Origin of the sequence: Burkholderia sp. BE12 (assembly GCF_002959955.1) — a bacterium.
Classification (GTDB): Bacteria; Pseudomonadota; Gammaproteobacteria; order Burkholderiales; family Burkholderiaceae; genus Burkholderia.
The window spans coordinates 1-20578 of sequence record NZ_PREY01000061.1 but is presented as its reverse complement, the minus strand read 5'-3'; the positions used below and the strand labels follow the sequence as shown (position 1 = coordinate 20578).

Here is a 20578-nt window from a genome sequence, read left to right as displayed (position 1 = left end):
GAGCTGTGATTCGAGCTCGATGGCTCGCAGGAGACACAAGCTGTGCCATGGCCGCCAACCGGTAAGGCAGCCCGCCTCACGGCGGGCCACAACTGAAGTTTGAAGCAAATCGAAGATATAAGGAGACTGCAGTGAAAAAAGCCTTGTCGGCCATATTGCTGGCCGTACTACCAGGACTCGCCCAGGCTCAGTCCAGCGTGACGTTGTTCGGCACGCTGGGCGGCGGGATACGCTGGGTAAACGGCGTCAAAGGCGGCGGCCAGGCCGGTTTCGACGACAACTCGGTCGCCGGCAACCTGTACGGACTGAAAGGTCGGGAGGATCTCGGCGGCGGCATCAAGGCGATATTCGCGCTTGCAGGCCAGTTCAGTATCGGCACGGGAACGCTGCAGCCTGCCGCGGCCCTGTTTGGTCAGACGGCCTATGTTGGCGTGAGCGGCCCCTTCGGCCGCGTCACGCTCGGCAGACAGTTCAACGCGTCCGGCGATCTCGGCGTCCTCCTCGATCCGGCTGGCGGCCTGGGACCATTCGCGACGGAGCCGGGCGTGCTGTTTCTCGGCAACTATTTCACGGTCGATCCGCGGTTCAACAATACGATCAAGTACCTTGGCGAGGCTGGCGGCCTCCGGTTTTCCGCGAGCTATTCGCCCGGTGGCGTAGCCGGCAATCAGCGTGCCGGCACCAACTTCTCCGCAGCGGGGCTGTATCAGTACCAAGGCGCCGCCGTCGGCGTGTCCTACGGCAAGACCTACAGTCCTGACGGCACGCAGGCCGCGCAGACGATCATGGCGGGCGGCATGCTGCAACTCGGGCCGGTGCGCGTGCAAGTGGCTAATGCCAGTTTCGACGTGACCGCGAAGCATGCCGGCGGCGCGACGCGGCGCGACAATCTTTCGCTCGTCGGGCTGATCTGGCAGATGACGCCCTCCCTCCAATTGACCGGCGCGCTCTACGACGATATCGGCCGCAACCTCGGCAACGTCCCGGGAGCGAACGGACACAAGATCACGTCGTATCTGATCGCCGAATATTTCCTGTCGAAGCGAACCGAAATTTATGCGGAAGTGGACCGCAATGGTTTCACGGGAGCCTACAAGCGGGATCCAGTGAACCTCGCGGGGCTGAACCTGCGACCCGGCGCGAGCGCGACGACGGGCGTATCGGTCGGCCTGATGACGCGCTTCTAGACATGCCGCTTGCCTATCCGCCACCACCCGATGCGTGGTTCGACTTGCTCCCCACCTCACCGCACGAGGAAACACCCGATGAAGAACCTTGCTCGAGCGATTCCGCTTCTGGCGTTGATTTCGGCATGTGTCGCCGGTTCCGCTCAGGCCGGCACGCATCCCACCGCGTCGAACGGATCAGAAGTCGACCCGCCGTCGTCCGACGCCGTACAGCAGTCCACGCCCGACGCGGCTGCGGACAAGCAGCGCAAAGCCGAGGACCGGCTTCTCGCGCGGCGCGTCCGAGCCGCACTGGCACGCGCGAAAGGGTTGAACGCAACGCGCATTATCGTTCGCGTTCGCGACGGTATCGCCACATTGCAGGGGAGCGTCGCCGATACGACGCAGGCGGGGCTTGCCCTGGAAGCGACGCGACGGATTCGGGGTGTCACCGCGGTGCAGAACCAGCTTCGCATCACTGGCCAACTGCTTTGAACCCAAGACGACATGAAAGAAAACCACATGCCCCCTCGGCAGCACGACGTCCGCGACTCGAAACCGGAGCGGTGCTTGCCGAAACGGCTCTGCTCGCCCTCGACCGGGGGCACGGCAAGGGGAACGCGGATCGCATCCAAAGAGCCAGCCCTTACGCAAGGATTCAAAGGAATGCGCGATATGTTTCGATCTGGATTACTTATGGTATTGCTCCTGGCTGGCAACACCGGCGCAATGGCCGATACCGTCTCGCCAGGCATGCCAACGCAAGTCACTGCAAAAACAAGCATGCTGCCTCAACCCGCACACATAGCGGTCAATGAAGGCACGCTGCCGATTGCAGGCGCATTTCGCGTAACCACGAACGGTTGCGGCGAAGGCTTCGCCGATCATGCCGTGGCACGTTTTCAGCACGACGTGGAGCGTCTGACCGGCCTCGAATTCCACAAACCCGACGGGCCTGCGCTCACGATCTCCTGCAAGTCGTCGGCAATGCCCGACGCGCTGACCGCCAAAGAAAGCTATCACCTTGCCGTGACAGCGCAAGGCATCATGCTCAGCGCGGAGGAGCCGATCGGCGTTAGCCGGGGCCTCGCAACACTACGACAGCTCGTCGACCTCGGCGAGGGCGCCACCCTTCATTTCGCTACCGTCGACGACAAGCCACGGCTGGCCTGGCGCGGCTTGATGCTTGATGCAGTGACGAACTTCATCTCCGTCTCGACCATCAAGCGCCAGATTGATGCGATGGAACGGGTCAAGCTCAACGTCCTGCATCTGGAGTTGGCCGGGGACAATGCTTTTCGGGTTGAAAGCCTGCGCTATCCGCGTTTGACCAGCATGACATCCGGGTACTACACGCAGCAGCAAATCCGTGAGCTCGTCGCCTATGCCAGCGATCGCGGCATCACGATAGTCCCCACATTCAACATGCCGGGCCATTCGTTCGCGCTGTTGAAAGCCTATCCCGAACTCTCCGCCACGCCGATCGATCCCGACAAACCTGCATTACGGGCGGTCGCGGCGATCAATCCGGTGAACGAAGCGACCTATCAGTTTCTCGATAACCTCTTCGGAGAAATGGCCCAGCTGTTCCCGGGGCCCTGGATTCATACCGGTGGCGATGAAGTAGCGGGCGCCGCCTGGGCCGGGAATGCCGATATCCAGGCATTCATGAAAGCACATGGCATCACTGCCAAGGAGGATCTCCAGGCGCTCTTCGTTCGCCGGATGGATGCGATGTTGGCGCGGCACGGGAAAACGATGATCGGATGGGACGAGATCGCCGATCGACCCTTGCCGAAAGACGTCATCGTGCAAGCGTGGCGCTCGTCGAATTCGACGGCACTCGCCACCGCCGACGGCAATAGAGTCATCGTGTCGGCGGGCTACTATCTCGACTACCTATGGCCCTCCGCCAAGTTCTATGCGCTCGACCCCTTCGATTCAAGCGCCGCGAGCACCGTCACGCCGGGCGTTCTCGCCGAACTTCGCGGTAACCCCGCGCTGAGCTGGCTGGTCAACGAACACCATGTCGCCAAGCCTTTGCCGCCGCTGTCGGCAGGTCAGAAGAAGCGCGTCATCGGCGCGGAAGCAGCACTCTGGGGTGGCGAATTCTCTCCCGACGAAATTGAAGGACGGCTGTGGCCGCGAACAGCGGCACTCGCCGAGCGGTTCTGGTCGCCAGCCTCGGTTCGCGATAGCGCGGATCTCTATCGCCGGTTGATCGTCACCCAGGAAAGATTGCGCATTCTGGGGCTGCAGGACGACGTCAACAGGCGCCGGATTGCAGCGCGGCTGGCGCCGGACGACGTTGCCCCGATTCTCACGTTGCTCGATGTCGTGGAACCCGTACGCGGCCGCGCGCATGCCAAAGTACTGGCGGCACTCATCCTGGGCAAGAAGCCTCGACCCCAGCACTTCAACGAACTGGCTGACGGAGCGTCGGCGGACAGCCTCACCGCCAGGGCCTTCGAACTCGATGTCGACGCTTACCTGTCGGGAGACAAGAGCCGCGTGGCGTCGCTCGTCCGGCACCTGACGCTATGGCGAGACAACGCACCCGCCTTCGCCCAGGCGGCAAAGGGGCGGCCGCTGCTGGAGGCGGCACTGCCCATTTCGGATGATCTTGCACGGCTCGCCAACGCTGGCCTCGCGGCGCTCGACCTCAAGGAGCACGGCAACGCAATGCCGGAAGACCTGCTGGAGAATGCTCGCGCCATCATCCAACGACAAGCCGAGACCGAGCAGCGATTCGCGAAGATGACGAGCGCAATCGATATCGCTCGGCATCCGCAGCCGGCCGACCTCATGCTTGCCGTTACGCCGGCGATCGGTCGATTGCTCGAGGGCACCACCATCGCTCGCTAGTGCACTGCTCCGCCACCGCGCGCCGGCCTCCAATACCAAACGTCTGATGTAATGCACCGGGATTTCCCTAGGCTGACATACGGGCGCTCACGGGGTTAAATAAATCAACGTGATTTATTTAATGCGCCGCCGAGCGGTGCGACATGGAAGGAGACGCCATGAGAAGCCCGCACTTCGGCCAGGGAAGCAATTCGGCCAACGTGCGCCGTTACAACGAGCGCCTGTTGCTGAAGACGCTGCGCCGCGCGGGCAGCGCATCGAAGGCCGATCTCGCCCGTCTCGCGAGCATGACGGGTACGGCGGTCGGCAGCATCATCGCGTCGCTCGCCGACGCGAAGCTGATCGAATTCGCCGGCCGCACCGAAGGCCAGCGTGGCCAGCCGGCTTCGCTGATCCGCCTCGATCCGCGCGGCGCGTTCGGCATCGGCGTCCATCTCGACCGGATGCGCATCGAGACGGCGCTCGTCAATTTCGCGGGCGACGTCCTCGGCCGCCGCTCGCACGACACGCTGCTTCCCCCGCCCGCCGACGTGCTCGAGATCGTGCGTCACGACATCGATGCGATGCAGGCCCTGCTCCCCGACCATGACCGCGCCCGCCTGACCGGCATCGGCGTCGCGCAGCCGTACAACCTCGGCGCGTGGATGCGCGAGCTCGGCCTCGCGCCCGACACGTTCCGCGCGTGGGAAGACGTCGATTTCGCGGCCGACCTCGGCCGCACGCTGTCGCTGCCCGTATTCGGCGAAAACGACGGCAACGCGGCCGCGATCGCCGAACTGTTCTACGGGTACGGCCGGCAGTGCGACGACTTCGTCTACCTGTTCATCGGGCCGGCGATCGGCGGCGGGATCGCAGTCGACGGCGACTGCCTGCGCGGCGTGACCGGCAACGCGGGCGACATCGCGGTGATTCCGGTGCCGCCGAGCCGGCTGGCGTCCGCGCCGCCGCCGCGCGGCCAGTGGGACATCCTGCTCGCGCGCGCCTCGCTGCATGCGCTCGTGCGCCATCTGCGCCATCGCGGCGAGACGGTCGAGAATCGCGCCGATCTCGAAGCGTGCATCGCCCGCAGCCTGCCGGCCGTCGACGAATGGATCGACGATTGCGTCGACGCACTCGCGCCGGCGTTGCGCGCGGTGCTGTGCGTGATCGACGCGCCGGTGGTCGTGATCGATGCCGATACCGACGCGGGCCTGCTCGAAGCGGTCACGACCCGCCTGCGCGCGGCGCTCGTGGCCACCGCGCCCGAGGCGCGCGGTACGCCCGTGCTCGTGCGCGGCACGTTCGGCGCCGACGCCGGCGCGATCGGCGCCGCCACGCTGCCGATGTTTTTCAACTTCTCCCCGCGGGCCGGCATCCTCAAGGGCGCCCGCACCGACTCGCAGGAGGTCAACCATGTCGCGTTCTGAGTCGCCCCGTCCGTTGCTCGAGATGCGCGGGATCAGCAAGACGTTCCCGGCCGTGCGCGCGCTCGACAACGTCAGCCTGACCGTCTATCCGGGCGAGATCCATTCGCTGATGGGCGAGAACGGTGCGGGCAAATCGACGCTGATGAAGATCCTGTCGGGCGCCTATCGCGCCGACGCCGGCGGCGAGATCCTGATCGACGGCGAACGCATCGACATCGACGGCCCGCTCGCCGCGCGCGATGCCGGCGTCGCGGTGATCTACCAGGAGCTGTGCCTGTCGCCGAACCTGACCGTCGCGGAAAACATCTACGTCGGCCGCGAACTGCGCCGCGGCAACCGGCGCTGGGGCACCATCGACCGCGCGGCGATGGCGCGCGGCTGCCAGGACGTGCTCGCGCGCCTGGGCGCCCCGTTCGGGCCCGACGCGCTCGTCGACACGCTGTCGATCGCCGAACAGCAACTCGTCGAAATCGCACGCGCCGTGCACACCCGCGCCCGCATCCTCGTGATGGACGAGCCGACCACGCCGTTGTCGTCGCGCGAAACCGAACACCTGTTCCGTCTGATCCGCCAGTTGCGCGAGGAAGGCCTCGCGATCATCTACATCAGCCACCGGATGGCGGAGATCTACGAACTGTCCGACCGCGTGTCGGTGCTGCGCGACGGCGCGTACGTCGGCACGCTCGAGCGCGCGGCGCTGTCGGCCGAGCGGCTCGTCGCAATGATGGTCGGCCGCGACATCTCCGGCTTCTACAAGAAGGAACACGCACCGTACGACCCGGGCCACCTGCTGCTGTCGGTCCGCGACATCGGCGACGGCGCGCGCGTGCGCGGCTGCAGCCTCGACCTGCACGCCGGCGAGGTGCTCGGCATCGCGGGCCTCGTCGGCGCGGGCCGCACCGAGCTCGCGCGGCTGATCTTCGGGGCCGAGCCGCGCGTGCGCGGCGACGTGAAGCTGGGCGAGCGCACGTTCGGCGCGCACTCGCCGCGCGACGCGATCGACGCGGGCCTCGTCTACCTGACCGAGGACCGCAAGCGCCAGGGCCTGTTCCTCGACATGAGCGTGCGCGACAACATCAACATCTCCGTGTGCAACCGCGATGCCCGGCTCGGCGCGCTCGATCTCGCCCGCGGCGCCGAGCGCGCGCGCGACGCGATCGCCTCGCTGTCGATCCGCGTACCGCACGCGAACGTCAACGTCGGCGCGCTGTCGGGCGGCAACCAGCAGAAAGTGCTGCTGTCGCGCCTGCTCGAGACGAAGCCGCGCGTGCTGATTCTCGACGAACCGACGCGCGGCGTCGACATCGGCGCGAAATCCGAGATCTACCGGATCATCAACGAACTGGCCCGTGCCGGCGTCGGCGTGATCGTGATCTCGAGCGAACTGCCGGAAATCATCGGCGTCGCCGACCGCGTGCTCGTGATGCGCGAAGGCGAGATCGCGGGCGAGCTCGGCGGCCACACGCATACGCCGATCACGCAGGAAGCGATCATCGCGCTCGCCACCGGCTCGCAGGCCGAACTGGCCGACGCGCACTGACCACGGCCCCTTCATTTCCCTCTTCTTTCAAGGTACCGAAATGATCAACCCGACCAAGCAGCGGAACCTCGCTTCCGCGACCGCCCAACCGGTCGCCAACCGCACGCCCCTGATGCGCGGCGCCGACCATCGCGCCCGCATGCAATCGCTGATCCGCACGGCCGGCATGCTGCCGGTGCTGCTGGTCCTGTGCATCGGCTTCGGCTTCCTCACCGACGGCTTCTTCTCGCTGCAGAACCTGTCGATCGTCACGCAGCAGGCATCGATCAACATCGTGCTCGCCGCCGGCATGACCTTCGTGATCCTGACGGGCGGCATCGATCTGTCGGTCGGCTCGGTGCTCGCCGCCGCGGCCGTCGCGGCGCTGCTCGCGTCGACCATTCCCGGCTGGGGCTGGCTCGGCGTGCCGTTCGCGCTCGCCGTCGGCCTCGTGTTCGGCGCGATCAACGGCGGGCTGATCTCGTTCCTGCGCCTGCCGCCGTTCATCGTCACGCTCGGCGCGATGACGGCCGTGCGCGGCGTCGCACGCCTGATCGGCAACGACACGACCGTGTTCAATCCGCAACTGCCGTTCGCCTTCATCGGCAACGGCTCGATCCTCGGCGTGCCGTGGCTCGTCGTGATCGCATGCGCGGTGATCGCGATCTCGTGGTTCATCCTGCGCCGCACGGTGCTCGGGATGCGGATCTATTCGGTCGGCGGCAACCCGGAAGCCGCGCGCCTGTCCGGCATCAACGTGCGGGCGATCCAGATGTTCGTGTATGCGGCGTCGGGCCTGCTCGCGGGCCTCGGCGCGGTGATGTCGGCCGCGCGCCTGTATGCGGCCAACGGCCTGCAGCTCGGCCAGTCGTACGAGCTCGATGCGATCGCCGCGGTGATCCTCGGCGGCACGAGCTTCGTCGGCGGCGTCGGTTCGATCGTCGGCACGCTGATCGGCGCGCTGATCATCGCGGTGCTGACCAACGGGCTCGTGCTGCTGGGCGTGTCCGACATCTGGCAGTACATCATCAAGGGGCTGGTGATCATCGGCGCGGTCGCGCTCGACCGCTATCGCCAGCGCGACTCGGCCCGGACCTGACACCCTTTCCTCACAGCTCAACCATCGGCGCGCGGGCAGGTCCGCCTGCGCCCGTTCGCCAACAGACCTCACGGAGACACAACGACATGTTCAAGCACACCGCCGCCCTGACCGCCGTCGCCTGCGCACTCGCCTTCGGCGCCGCCGCCGCCCATGCGGCCGACAAGCCGCTGAAATCGATCGGCGTCACGGTCGGGTCCCTCGGCAATCCGTACTTCGTCACGATCGTGAAAGGCGCCGAAGCGCGCGCGAAGCAGCTCAACCCGAATGCGAAGGTCACGGCCGTGTCGGCCGACTACGACCTGAACAAGCAGTTCACGCAGATCGACAACTTCATCTCCGCGCACGTCGACATGATCCTGCTCAACGCAACCGATCCGAAGGCGATCGAGCCGGCGGTGAAGAAGGCGCAGGCGGCCGGCATCACGGTCGTCGCGGTGGACGTCGCGGCGGCCGGCGCGAACGCGACCGTGCAGACCAACAACGTGAAGGCCGGCGAACTCGCGTGCGACTACCTCGCGAAGAAGCTGAACGGCAAGGGTAACGTGCTCATCGAGAATGGCCCGCAAGTGTCGGCCGTGATCGATCGCGTGAACGGCTGCAAGGCCGTGCTCGCGAAGAACGCCGGCATCAAGCTGCTGTCGAGCGACCAGGACGGCAAGGGCTCGCGCGAAGGCGGGATGAACGCGATGCAGGGCTACCTGACGCGCTTTCCGAAGCTCGACGGCGTGTTCACGATCAACGACCCGCAGGCGATCGGCACCGATCTCGCGGCGAAACAGCTGAACCGCCCGAACATCGTGATCACGTCGGTCGACGGCGCACCCGACATCGAGGTGGCGCTGAAGTCGAACACGCTCGTGCAGGCGTCGTCGAGCCAGGATCCGTGGGCGATGGCGCAGCAGGCCGTCAACGTCGGCTACGGGATCATGAACGGCCAGAAGCCGGCCAACCCGATGATCCTGATCGAGCCGACGCTCATCACGCGCGACAACGTGAAGACCTACAAGGGCTGGAGTTCCCCGCGCTGATCGCGGCGACGCGCCCGCGAGGCCGGGCGGTGCCGGCGCGCGTCGCCACGCGCGACGGCCGGCACTACCCGTCCGTTCAGATCAACCGCCGTACGGCCGCGCACGATACCGCGGCACAAGGTTTACACATGACGACGACGTTTCCCCGCCTGATCGTTTTCGGCGAAGCGCTGACCGATTTCATCCGCGACGACGCACGGCACTGGCACAGCGTCGCCGGCGGCTCGTGCTGGAACGTCGCGCGCGTCGGGGCGCGACTCGGCGCGCCGACGGCCTTCGCCGGCACGGTGAGCCGCGACACCTTCGGCGACGAGCTGATGCGCAAGAGCGCCGACGCGGGCCTCGACATGCGTTTCATCCGGCAGGTCGACCGCGCACCGCTGCTCGCGATGGTCGTATCAAAACAGCCGCCCCACTATTTCTTCATCGGCGAAAACAGCGCCGATCTCGCCTTCGATCCGGCCGACTTGCCCGCCGGCGCCTTCGACGCGGCCGACATCGTGCACGTCGGCTCGCTCGGCGTCGTGCGCGAGCCGCTCGCGTCGCGCCTGATCGCGCTCGCGCAGGCCGCGCGCGCGGCCGGCAAGCGAATCTCGTTCGACCCGAACTTCCGCGCCCCGATGGCCGCGCCGTCGTATCGCGACACGCTACGCCGGCTGACCGCGATCGCCGACTGGATCAAGGTATCCGACGAGGATCTGCACGGGCTGTTTCCGGAGCTCGACGAAGCGGCCGCGCTCGCGCAACTGCGCACGTGGGCGCCCGACGCGACGCTCCTCGTCACGCGCGGCGCAGCCGGCATGCAGCTGCTGCATCGCGATACCGTGCTGTTTCAGCCCGCGTTCCCGACCGAGGTTGCCGACACGGTCGGCTGCGGCGACGCGAGCATCGGCGGCTGGCTCGCGAGCCAGCTTGCCCGGCCCGAAGCGTCGGCCGCCGAGCATCTGCGCTACGCGGCCGCGTGCGCGGCGGTCGCCTGTGCCCATGCGGGCGCCTATGCGCCGACGGCCGCGGAAGTGGTCGACATGATCGAGCGCACCGCCGCCAGCGCCGCGCTTTCGCAATAGACGGCGCCGAGGCGCCGCGCCCTCACGCGGCGCTCGGGCCGTCGCTGCCGGCCGGCGGACGGCCAGCCTGCAAGAGTTGCAGGCTCTCGTCGACGCTCAGTTCCGACATCGCGTCGTCGTGCAGCGTGTCGTCCGCCGCGCGGCGCAGCGCATGCAGCGCGTGCATCTTGAGCCGGACGAGCGCGAGCCGCAGCCCGCGCGCCGCGCATTCGGCCGCGAACGTGCGCAACGATTCGATCGTCGTGCCGTCGACGTCCGGCGTTTCCTCGAGACTCAACATCACGGTATGCGTGTCCGGTGCGGCCTTCATCAGCGCCCGCACGCGATTGAGCATCCGGTCCGCATTCGCGAAGAACAACTGCGCCTCGGGCCGCACGATCAGCACGCCCGACACCGGCTTCGCGTCGGCATGGCTCGCGACGTCGACGAAATCGTGGCTGTCGCGCAGCCGGCCGAGCACGCTGACATTCGGCTCGGACAGCTTGCGCAGCGTCAGCAGCAGGCTCACGCCGATGGCCGCGAGCAGCCCGTGCAGCACGCCGAGCACGAGCACCGCGAGCAGCGCCGCGATCACGACGAGCCGGTCGCGGTGCCACGCCCAGTACGGCCGGAACACGGACGGATGCAGCGAGTGGCTGACCGCGAAGATCACGATCGCCGCGAGCACCGGCTCGGGCGTGCGCGCGAGCTGCGGCAGCAGCAGCCAGACGATCAGCGCGACCACGCCCGCCGCCCACAGGCCCGCGAAGCGCGACTGCGCACCGGCCGCTTCGTTCGCCGACGTCGCCGAATAGCCGGCGCCGACCGGCATCCCGTGCAGCAGGCCCGACACGAGGTTCGCACAGCCGAGCGCGACGAGGTCGCGGTTCGGCGACACGGTATCGCCGTGCTTCAACGCGAAATTGCGGATCGATCCGTACGACTCCGCATACAGGATCAGCATCAGCGCGAAGGCGAGCTCGACCGTCTGCATCCATGCGTTGCGATCGAGATGCGGCAAGCCGAATTCGAGGTGCCGGAAGTCGATATGGCCGACGACCGCGATTCCGTACCGCTGCCAGTCGACCGCGTACCCCGCCGCGATCGACAGCACGATCACGACGAGCGTCGCGGGCACGCGCGAGCCGCGGCCGAGCACGAACAGGAGCGCGAGTGCGATCGCGCCGAGCACGGCACTCGCGAGGTCCGCATGCGGCGCGCCGGTTATCAGATCGAGCGCCACACGCGGCGCATCGCTGTGCTGCACGTGAATCGCGAGAATCTTCGGCAGCTGCTTGATGACGATCGTCAGTGCGAGGCCGAACGTGAAGCCGCGCAGCACGGGCCGCGCGACGAAATCCGACATGCCGCCGAGCCGCGCGACGCCCGCCAGGATGAACAGCACGCCCGTCATCGCGACGAGCGCCGCCGCGAGCGCGAGCTGCGCGGCCACCGCCATCCCCGATTCGGCGAGCACGGTCGCCGCGAGCACGGCAGCAGACGACGACGTCGACGACACGATCGCGAAGCGGCTGCTGCCCGTCAGCGCATAGACGACGAGCCCCGACAGCAGCGCGATCAGGCCGGCCTGCGGCGGCAGGTTGGCGAGGCCCGCATACGCGACCGCCTCGGGAATCAGCAGGCCGGCAATCGACAGGCCGGCCAGCGCATCGAGGCCGATACGTCGCGTGCGCGGCGCCGGCGGCGTGTCGAGCGCCGCGAAATGGTCAGGATGCTGCGGCCCCGCGTCAGGGCGGATCGGAGTGGTCGTCATGAGGCGGTACGCGCCGGGAGCCGGTCAGGGTTTGACGGCAATCACGCCCGACCAGCCGGGCAGATAGCGCGCATCCTGGTCGTGCGCGCGATGCAGCGCGATGTCGAGCGCCTTCGCGAAGTTCTTGCGGATCTGGTCGAGCGACACGTGCTCGCGCAGATAGTCGGCCCACAGGAATTCGCTGAACGGCGTCGCGTCCTTCGCATAGCCGCCCGCCGTGCGCAGCTCGCCGGCGAGGCTGCGGTACGGATCGTCCTCGAGCCCCGTCAGCACCTTCGGCAAATGCGCATAGTCGCGCCGCGAGCCGTCCGGGCCGAACGGGTGCACCCACTGGTTGTGTTCCATCATCCGCCAGAAGATCGTGTCGTCGAGCCACGACAGATCCTTCAGCAGCATCGCGTTCACGCGCGCCTCGCCCTCCTCGATCAGCGCGAGGCCGAGATGGTGGTGATCGGTGATGTAGTGCAGCCCGTCCGGGCCGAGGACGGCCGGGAACCAGTGCGATTCGATCGCGGCCTTGCGGGCGCGCTTGTTCAGCGCCTTCCAGTGCTTGCGCTTCGCCTTGACTTCGCGATAGCCGACCGTCATCTGAGTCGGACGCAGCGCGTCGAGCCTGACGGGGATGAGGTGAACGTCGTTGCCAAGTGCCATGGTCGTACCCATGTTGTGAATTTCCGGCAACGATACTCCTGATCGCGCAAGCCGTTAATCCGTCATGACCTCGATGCGCGTCCGGTTGACGATCTCTGACACCTGTCGCGCGCACGATGCCGCACTACGCGCGCAAATCGTTGCGTTCGAGACGATGACGAACGTAAGGAATGCCGTCGTGCACGACGCTCACGCGCCGCATGCCGAGCTTGCGCGCCACGTTCAGCGAGCCACGGTTGGCCTCCGCGATATCGGCGATCACGCGCGGCAGGCGCACGGTGTCGAACGCATGCCGCACGACGGCCGCCGCGGCTTCGCTCGCGATGCCGCGCCCCCACGTCGCACGCACGAGCCGCCAGCCGATCTCGACGTCGCGCGAGCCGCCCTCATAGTCGGGAATCAGCAGGATCCAGCCGATGAACACCTCGGGCGCGGCCTTCTCGAAGATCGACCAGTAGCCGAGGCCCGGCGGATAGTCGCGCGTGATGCGGTGCGTGACGAAGCGCCGATGCTCGACGGGGTCATGCCACGGCCCAGCGATGTGACGCGTGACCTCGGGATCGCGATCCATCTCGATGCACGCATCGAGATCGGCCAGCACGCGCGGACGCAGCCACAGCCGCGCGGTTTCCAGCACGGGCAATGTGTCGTCACAACGGTCGTTCATCCGGACTCCTGATTCGGTGGCATGGCGCATCGAGCGCATTACAGAATTGATACAAAAAGCCTTCCGAAATGATACAGATACCTGTCGCGTGTCGCGCGCGGTCCCGTTTCCGTTTCCGAAACAGTGCATTTCGTAGGGATTATTCCCGATTCGCGGCTATCGCGCCCCACATCGCGCAGCGCGGAAGCCTACACTCGATCAGTGCCCGCAGCGCGCGCGAGCCGGGCCGGTATCCGCATGCATATCGCGAGCGCGCAAGCCAACGAGGAGACCCGGACATGAGCTGGACCCGCGAGCAACGCAACGTCACGATCGCCGCCTACCTGGGCTGGACGCTCGATGCGTTCGATTTTTTCCTGATGGTTTTCGTGCTGAAGGACATCGCCGCGGAATTCGCGTCGACGATCCCCGCCGTCGCGTTCGCGCTCACGCTGACGCTCGCGATGCGCCCGCTCGGCGCATTGATCTTCGGCCGACTCGCCGACCGCTTCGGCCGCCGCCCCACGCTGATGGTCAACATCGCGTGCTATTCGCTGCTCGAACTTGCGTCGGGTTTCGCGCCGAGCCTCACCGCGCTGCTCGTGCTGCGCGCGCTGTTCGGCATCGCGATGGGCGGCGAATGGGGCGTCGGCTCCGCGCTGACGATGGAAACCGTGCCGACCCACGCGCGCGGCTTCGTGTCCGGGCTGCTGCAGGCCGGCTATCCGAGCGGCTATCTGCTCGCGTCCATCGTGTTCGGGCTGTTCTATCAATACATCGGCTGGCGCGGGATGTTCATGGTCGGCGTGCTGCCTGCGCTGCTCGTGTTGTACGTGCGTGCGCACGTGCCCGAATCGCCGGCATGGAAACAGATGGAGAAGCGTCAGCGTCCGAGCCTCGGCGCCACGCTGAAGCAGAACTGGAAACTCACGATCTACGCGATCGTGCTGATGACCGCGTTCAACTTCTTCTCGCACGGCACGCAGGATCTCTATCCGACGTTCCTGCGCGAACAGCATCATTTCGATCCGCATACCGTGTCGTGGATCACGATCGTGCTGAATATCGGCGCGATCGTCGGCGGTCTGTCGTTCGGCGCGATCTCGGAGCGCATCGGCCGACGCCGCGCGATCTTCATCGCCGCGCTGATCGCCCTGCCCGTGCTGCCGCTCTGGGCGTTCTCGAGCGGCGCGGTCGCGCTCGCCGCCGGCGCGTTCCTGATGCAGATCTCGGTACAGGGCGCGTGGGGCGTGATACCGGTTCACCTGAACGAGATCTCGCCCGACGAAATCCGCGCGACCTTCCCCGGCGTCGTCTATCAGCTCGGCAACCTGCTCGCCTCGGGCAACGCGACGATACAGGCGTCGCTCGCCGTGTCGAACCACAACAATTACAGCTTCGCGCTCGCGCTCGTGGCCGGCATCGTCGCCGTCGCGATCGCCGTGCTGATCCTGTTCAGCCGCGAGCGGCGCGGCATCGACATGACGCAATCGGTCAATACGCGTACCACCGCCGGGTGAACCCGCGCGTTGCGGCGCCGCATCATCGCGCGCGCCCCGCCCAGCAGGCGGTGCGCGTCGCGCTTTCCGCACTTGCACATCGAACTAGAGGAATTGGTCCAGATTCCCCGCTTGCCCGCCCCGCCCGCATTTTTTTATCTTAACGAAAACGATCGTTTGAATCAGATAATCAAATCACCTGTTCGCGGCCGGGCAACCGGCATGGGAGGCGGAACATGGCAGTAAGTCAGGAGGGGCGGCCATCTGCGGGACGGCCGTCCGGGGCGCGATCATCGGGCACGCGGCAGACCGGCGGGACGAAGGCGCGCATTCTCGATGCGGCCGAGGATCTGTTCATCGAACATGGCTTCGAAGCGATGTCGATGCGGCAGATCACCTCGCGCGCGGCGGTCAATCTCGCCGCGGTCAACTACCACTTCGGCAGCAAGGAAGCGCTGATCCACGCGATGCTGTCGCGCCGGCTCGACCAGCTGAACCAGGAGCGCCTCGGCATCCTCGACCGCTTCGACGCGCAACTCGGCACGCACATCACCTGCGAGCATGTGCTCGGCGCGATGTTCATTCCGGCGCTGAAGGCATCGCGCAATCCCGAACGCGGCGGGCCGGGGTTCCTGCGGCTGATCGGCCGCGCATACACCGATCCCTCGCCGTTCGTGCGCAACTTCCTGACCGCGCACTACGCGAGCGTCGCGGGCCGCTTCTTCGACGCCTTCCAGCGCGCGCTGCCGCACCTGCCGCGCACCGAGCTCGGCTGGCGGCTGCACTTCGCGATCGGCGCGCTGTCCGGCGCGCTCGCGGGCGCCGAAACGGAAAGCCTGATCGACGAATTCTCGCAAGGCCGCACGATGAACGACGTGCAGATGATCGCGCGGCTGTCGTCGCTGATCGTCGCCGCGCTGAAGGCGCCGATGCCTGATAGCGCGCAACTGTCGATCTTCGCGGCGGTGCTCGACGACGCGGGCGCGAGCGAAGCGTTCGGGCTGCCGCAGTCGGCCCCGACGAGCGCCGAGACGGCGACGCTGCATTCCACGAACTGAGCGCGCGAGGCCACGCGCAGCTTCCTGTTCACGATTTGATCGATACGCGCGGTCGTGCGCGGCGCCGAGATGCCCGCGCCGGCCGGCCGCGAAGCACGGGGCATGGGCAGGCGCTTGCGCGCGAGCCCTCCGCCGAGAGCCAAGACCGGAGACACGTCATGTCATCTTCCGCAGCACCCACCTCGGCCCACCTTCCGCCGAACACCGACGCCGTCTGGTACGCGTCGTACCCGCCCGGCGTCCCGCACGAGATCGACGTCACGCAATATGCGTCGCTCGTGCAGTTCTTCGACGAATGCACGACCCGCTTCGCCGACCGCGTCGCCTACGTGAGCGCCGGTGCGTCGATGACCTACCGCACGCTCGCGCGGAAAGTCGACGCGTTCGCGTCGTATCTGCAAAGCCTCGGCGTGAAGCCCGGCGACCGCGTCGCGATCATGCTGCCGAACACGTTCCAGTATCCGGTCGCGCTGTTCGGCACGCTGAAGGCCGGCGCGATCGTCGTCAACGTGAATCCGCTCTATACCGCGCGCGAACTCGCGCACCAGTTGAAGGACAGCGGCGCGCAGACGATCGTCGTGTTCGAGAACTTCGCGCGCACGCTGCAGGACGCGCTGCCGGAAACGCAGGTGAAGCACATCGTCGTCACCGCGCTCGGCGATCTGCTCGCCGACGGTTTCAACGCGAAAGGACGCCTGATCAATTTCGTGCTGAAGCACGTGAAGAAGCTCGTGCCGGCCTATCACCTGCCGCAGGCGACCCGGCTGCGCTCCGCCCTCGCGCTCGGCGCGCGCGGCAAGCCGCAACCGGTGCGGATCACGCGCGACGACCTCGCGTTCCTGCAGTACACGGGCGGCACCACCGGCGTCGCGAAAGGCGCGATGCTCACGCACGGCAACCTGATCGCGAACCTGCTGCAGGCGAAGGCCTGGATCGCCGACCAGGTATCGGGCGACGTCGAAACCGTGCTCACGCCGCTGCCGCTCTATCACATCTATTCGCTGACGGTGAATGCGTTCATCTTCATGGGGCTCGGCGGGCGCAACATCCTGATCGCGAACCCGCGCGACATGAAGATGGTGATGAAGATCATCCGCAACGAAACCTTCACGGGGATCACCGGCATCAACACGCTGTACAACGCGTTCCTCGACAACGAGGAATTCCGCAAGCGCGATTTCTCGAAGCTCAAGCTCGCGATGGCGGGCGGGATGGCGATGCAGCGCGCGGTCGCCGAGCGCTTCCAGCAGGTGACGGGCCGGCCGGTGGTCGAAGGCTATGGCCTCACGGAGTGTTCGCCGATCGTCACGATGAATCCCGTGGACCTGAACGACATGGCCGCGTTCAGCGGTTCGATCGGCCTGCCCGCGCCGTCGACCCTCGTGCGCTTTCGTCGCGAGGACGGCACCTGGGCCGCGATCGGCGAGCCGGGCGAGCTGTGCGTGCACGGCCCGCAGGTGATGCGCGGCTACTGGCAGCGCCCCGACGAGACGGCCAAGGTGATCGACGCCGACGGCTGGCTCGCCACCGGCGACATCGGCGTGATGGACGAGCACGGCTTCATCCGCCTCATCGACCGCAAGAAGGACATGATCCTCGTGTCGGGCTTCAACGTGTATCCGAACGAGATCGAGGAAGTGCTCGTGATGCATCCCGGCATCAGCGAAGCCGCGGCGATCGGCATTCCGGACGAGGTACAGGGCGAACGGATCAAGGTGTTCGTCGTGCGCCGCGACCCGTCGCTGACGGCCGAGGACGTACTCGCGCACTGCCGCAAGAACCTGACCGGCTACAAGATGCCGAAATTCGTCGAGTTCCGCGACGCGCTGCCGCAGACGAACGTCGGCAAGATCCTGCGGCGCGCGCTGCGCGACGAGGAACTCGCCAAAATTCAGGCCGCGAAGCAAGGCTGAACGATCCATTGCTCCGGGAGACGCCGTCGATGAACGAAGGAATGAAGCGCCGCGCGCGGCATGCCGCCGCGGCGGCCGTCGCGTGCGTGCTGTCGCTCGCGCAGGCGGCCCTGCATGCACAGGAAACGGCCGGCGCCGCGAGCGCGGCGCCGGCAGCCGCGCTATCCGCGGATCTCGCGAAAGTCACGCACGAGCCGCCCGCGCAACAAGCGCGCTGGCTGCGCACGGCGGCCCAGCGCGGCACGCTCGCGCAACTCGACGACGCGACGCTCACGGCGCTCTTCAAGGCGCTCGATCCGCTGGCCGTGCCGCTCTATATCCGTAACGGCCCCAACGGCTATCCGTCTTACCAGTTCACGATGGTGCGCCAGGAGCGCATCAGCGGAAAATGGTCCGACACGCCCGACCGCATGCTCGTGAAGACGACCCGCGGCCCGCTGCGCGTGTATGCGAAATGGCTGCCGGGCGGCGCGCATGCCGGACAGGAGACGATCTACGACACGACGCAGCGCAAGGACGAGATGTACGGCCATCTCGGTGGCCTGCTCGGCAAGATTCCGTTATGGACGGCGATCGACGGCGCGCTGGCGCGCGCCCAGTCGAATCATCAGGTGAAGGATCTCGGCACCGAGTTCATCGCGAACCTGTACCTGACCGAAGGGAAGAAATACCTGGAAGCCGGCGTAGAGCGGCCGACCGACGTGGAAGCCAGGACGATCGGCGGCGTGCGCGTCGTGGCGCTCACCTACGAAACGCCGACCGGCCGGCCGCAGTTCTATGCGAAAAAGGAAGTGCTGGGGCTCGACCTGCACGCGCCCTATTTCCGGACCGTCGAGTCCTATGACAACGACGGCAGGATCTTCGAGCGGATCGTCATCGAGAAAATCGCGCCGACGCCCCTCGACGACACCGCATTCGACCCGAAAAACCCCGACTACGCGTTCTGACGCGCGCCGGCGGGGGCCGCTGCGGGCTCAATCGTCATCGTCGTCGCCGTGATGCCGATGCCAGTGCTTGTAATAGTGCTTGCGCCACTTGCGGTAGCGATCGTCGTCGTCATCGCCGTAATAGTCGTATCCATAGCCCGGATAGGCGACGACGGCGGGCTGCGGCGCGACATAGACCGGCGCCGGCTGGACATATACCGGTGCGACCGGTACGCCGATGCCGACCGACAGGTCCACATGCCCCGCCATTGCACTACCCGAAACGAGCAACGCCATGCTCCCGATCACTCCTGCCACTTGCTTCTTGTTCATGCTCCGGATCCCAGATAAGCCGGCCCGCCCGGCTCGCGCGACCAATGTAAGCGCGGCGCGCGCACCGAGGTGATACGGGGCTGCGAGACTCGTAACGCGACGTAACGAAATGACTTAGGCCGTTTGGCCTAATCGCGAAAATGCGCCGGAACGTCTATAGTGGGTTACGGTTCGACACAATCACGACTGCGCGCTTCCCTATCGAACAGGGTAGAATTCCGCCAAACGCCTTGTGGACGAACACGCCACACACACGCACAACATATTCTCTGACGCAGGCTCCTGCCGCACCTCAATGGCCAATCCCGCAGAATCCCATCCGCAAAACGACTTCATCAATTCGGCGCGCAAGGAACGTAAGCGTGTCGAAATCTATCTCGTCAACGGCATTCGTCTGACGGGGTGTATCGAGTCGTTCGACCAGTATCTGGTGATGCTGCGCACCCCCGTGGGTCTGCAAGGCATCTACAAGCGTGCGATTTCCACGATCCAGCTCGACACGGGCGGTTCGCGCCCCGGCGGCGGCCCCCGCGGCCCGCGCACCGGTGGTCGCCCCGGCGGCCGTGAAGGCGGCGGTCACAGCCCGTACGGCTCGCATGGCGGCCCGCGCGAATCGCGCGGCGACGGCGGCGGTTACGGCTCCCGCGAGCCGCGTGAAGGCTACGGTTCGCGTGAACCGCGCGAAGGTTACGCCCCGCGTGAGCCGCGCGAAGGCTACGGCGCACCGCGCGAGCCGCGTGAACCCCGTGAAAGCTACGGCGCGCCGCGCGACACCGGCGACGCAGCCGGCAACGCCGCGCCGTCGGATTCCCGCGGCGGCACCGGGCCGGTCATCGTGACACGCCGCCGGCGAATCGTGCCGGACGGCCAGTAAAACAGAAAGGGCAAGCCAACCGGCTTGCCCTTTTCACTTTTTCACTGGTACGGTCGACGCGGCACGTCGCCGCACCGCCGTTACCGCGTTCAGCGGGCCGTCGTCGGGAGGCCTGCGTCGGCCTCGCGCTGCAGCGAACGCACCTGCTGCTGCAACGCCCGCAGTTGCGACTGGAGCTGGGCCTGTTGCGCCTGCAGCGCCGCCGTTTCGCTCCGCACGCTCTTCTGGCGATCCGTCACCGCCGCCTGCTGCTGACGGGCGATCGAGATGTCCGCCTGCAGACGCCGCGCGCGGTCCTGCGTGACTTCGATCTGCTTGTCCATCTGCGCCTTCTGCGATTCGAGCTTCGCCGCGCGTAGTTCGTTGACGGCCAGCCGCTCGGCCTGGTGCGAGAAATCGCGATAGATCGCTTCCGCACGAGTTTCGTCGTAAGTCTTGATCACGCGCCAGAACGCCTTCTGCTGGAACAGCGCGACGAAATACGCACCGTCCTTGACGTTGAACAGCAAGCTGGCGCCGTAGCTGCCGTTGTAGCTCGTGCGCATTTCCGTCAGCGAATGCGCCTGGATCTGGCGCTGCAAGTCGTCGACCGTGCTCGGCCCCGTCGTCTCGCCGGCCTGCGGCTGCACCGACGTCTGCGCCGGCGAATCGATCACCGGAATCGCGGCCACCGGCGCCGACGCCTGCTGCACCGCCGGAGAATCGCTGCCTGCCAGCCCCTGTGCGAACGCGCCTTGAATGCCTCCCATCATCGCGAGCAATACGCCCACCC

General features: G+C 66.7%; 18 protein-coding genes. 13 read left to right on the top strand and 5 right to left on the bottom strand.

The annotated features are described in order from the left end of the window. Window positions 1-131 precede the first annotated feature (131 nt). The 8 genes from C4B30_RS34365 (at window position 132) to C4B30_RS34330 (ending at window position 10153) form a co-directional block, all read left to right on the top strand. Window positions 132-1187 carry a porin gene (locus C4B30_RS34365; RefSeq protein ID WP_027784317.1) on the top strand — a complete coding sequence of 352 codons (1056 nt, stop codon included), beginning with the start codon at window positions 132-134 and terminating at the stop codon, window positions 1185-1187. Between the two features lie 78 nt (window positions 1188-1265). Then, entirely contained in the window at window positions 1266-1661 is a 396-nt protein-coding gene (locus C4B30_RS34360) for a BON domain-containing protein (protein WP_051421390.1), read from the top strand. Window positions 1662-1862: 201 nt separating this feature from the next. Beyond that, complete coding sequence (locus C4B30_RS34355; RefSeq protein WP_051421389.1) at window positions 1863-4031, top strand: beta-N-acetylhexosaminidase; 2169 nt, start codon at window positions 1863-1865, stop codon at window positions 4029-4031. 158 nt (window positions 4032-4189) lie between these two features. Continuing rightward, on the top strand, window positions 4190-5437 hold the full coding sequence (locus C4B30_RS34350; RefSeq protein ID WP_027784315.1) for an ROK family protein: 1248 nt from the start codon (window positions 4190-4192) through the stop codon (window positions 5435-5437). Beyond that, window positions 5424-6977 carry a sugar ABC transporter ATP-binding protein gene (locus C4B30_RS34345; RefSeq protein WP_027784314.1) on the top strand — a complete coding sequence of 518 codons (1554 nt, stop codon included), beginning with the start codon at window positions 5424-5426 and terminating at the stop codon, window positions 6975-6977. Before C4B30_RS34350 ends, C4B30_RS34345 begins: the two co-directional genes overlap by 14 nt. A 40-nt stretch (window positions 6978-7017) precedes the next feature. After that, window positions 7018-8055, top strand: a complete 1038-nt coding sequence (locus C4B30_RS34340; RefSeq protein WP_027784313.1) for an ABC transporter permease subunit — start codon at window positions 7018-7020, stop codon at window positions 8053-8055. Window positions 8056-8141: 86 nt separating this feature from the next. Then, window positions 8142-9086: an ABC transporter substrate-binding protein gene (locus tag C4B30_RS34335; RefSeq protein WP_027784312.1), complete on the top strand. Its 945-nt coding sequence runs from the start codon at window positions 8142-8144 to the stop codon at window positions 9084-9086. Window positions 9087-9214: 128 nt separating this feature from the next. Beyond that, window positions 9215-10153, top strand: a complete 939-nt coding sequence (locus C4B30_RS34330) for a carbohydrate kinase family protein (protein ID WP_027784311.1) — start codon at window positions 9215-9217, stop codon at window positions 10151-10153. Between the two features lie 22 nt (window positions 10154-10175). Here the strand turns inward: C4B30_RS34330 and C4B30_RS34325 are convergent, their stop codons facing one another. From C4B30_RS34325 to C4B30_RS34315, 3 genes are all read right to left on the bottom strand, one after another. Further along, a complete protein-coding gene (locus tag C4B30_RS34325) occupies window positions 10176-11906 on the bottom strand; it encodes a SulP family inorganic anion transporter (RefSeq protein WP_027784310.1) in 1731 nt (576 codons plus the stop codon). A 24-nt stretch (window positions 11907-11930) separates the two neighbouring features. Beyond that, a complete protein-coding gene (locus tag C4B30_RS34320; protein ID WP_027784309.1) occupies window positions 11931-12557 on the bottom strand; it encodes a ParB-like protein in 627 nt (208 codons plus the stop codon). Between the two features lie 124 nt (window positions 12558-12681). Further along, window positions 12682-13224, bottom strand: a complete 543-nt coding sequence (locus tag C4B30_RS34315) for a GNAT family N-acetyltransferase (protein WP_027784308.1) — start codon at window positions 13222-13224, stop codon at window positions 12682-12684. Between the two features lie 278 nt (window positions 13225-13502). On the opposite strand from C4B30_RS34315, the gene C4B30_RS34310 reads away from it, so the two are divergent. The 4 genes from C4B30_RS34310 to C4B30_RS34295 all read left to right on the top strand — a co-directional run bounded on the left by C4B30_RS34310 (window position 13503) and on the right by C4B30_RS34295 (window position 18620). Continuing rightward, window positions 13503-14723 carry an MFS transporter gene (locus tag C4B30_RS34310; protein WP_027784307.1) on the top strand — a complete coding sequence of 407 codons (1221 nt, stop codon included), beginning with the start codon at window positions 13503-13505 and terminating at the stop codon, window positions 14721-14723. Between the two features lie 215 nt (window positions 14724-14938). Beyond that, window positions 14939-15760 (top strand): TetR/AcrR family transcriptional regulator, encoded by an 822-nt coding sequence (locus C4B30_RS34305; protein ID WP_027784306.1) that lies wholly within the window; start codon window positions 14939-14941, stop codon window positions 15758-15760. A 158-nt stretch (window positions 15761-15918) separates the two neighbouring features. Beyond that, complete coding sequence (locus C4B30_RS34300) at window positions 15919-17673, top strand: AMP-binding protein (protein ID WP_027784305.1); 1755 nt, start codon at window positions 15919-15921, stop codon at window positions 17671-17673. A 29-nt stretch (window positions 17674-17702) separates the two neighbouring features. Then, complete coding sequence (locus tag C4B30_RS34295) at window positions 17703-18620, top strand: DUF1571 domain-containing protein (RefSeq protein ID WP_027784304.1); 918 nt, start codon at window positions 17703-17705, stop codon at window positions 18618-18620. 27 nt (window positions 18621-18647) lie between these two features. Here C4B30_RS34295 and C4B30_RS34290 read toward each other — a convergent pair whose 3' ends face one another. Then, on the bottom strand, window positions 18648-18932 hold the full coding sequence (locus C4B30_RS34290) for a hypothetical protein (protein WP_027784303.1): 285 nt from the start codon (window positions 18930-18932) through the stop codon (window positions 18648-18650). 295 nt (window positions 18933-19227) lie between these two features. Here C4B30_RS34290 and hfq point away from each other — a divergent pair, with 295 nt between their 5' ends. After that, window positions 19228-19806, top strand: a complete 579-nt coding sequence (gene hfq / locus C4B30_RS34285) for an RNA chaperone Hfq (RefSeq protein WP_027784302.1) — start codon at window positions 19228-19230, stop codon at window positions 19804-19806. 89 nt (window positions 19807-19895) lie between these two features. Here hfq and C4B30_RS34280 read toward each other — a convergent pair whose 3' ends face one another. Then, entirely contained in the window at window positions 19896-20576 is a 681-nt protein-coding gene (locus C4B30_RS34280; protein ID WP_442778470.1) for a DUF2968 domain-containing protein, read from the bottom strand. Between the last annotated feature and the right edge of the window lie 2 nt (window positions 20577-20578).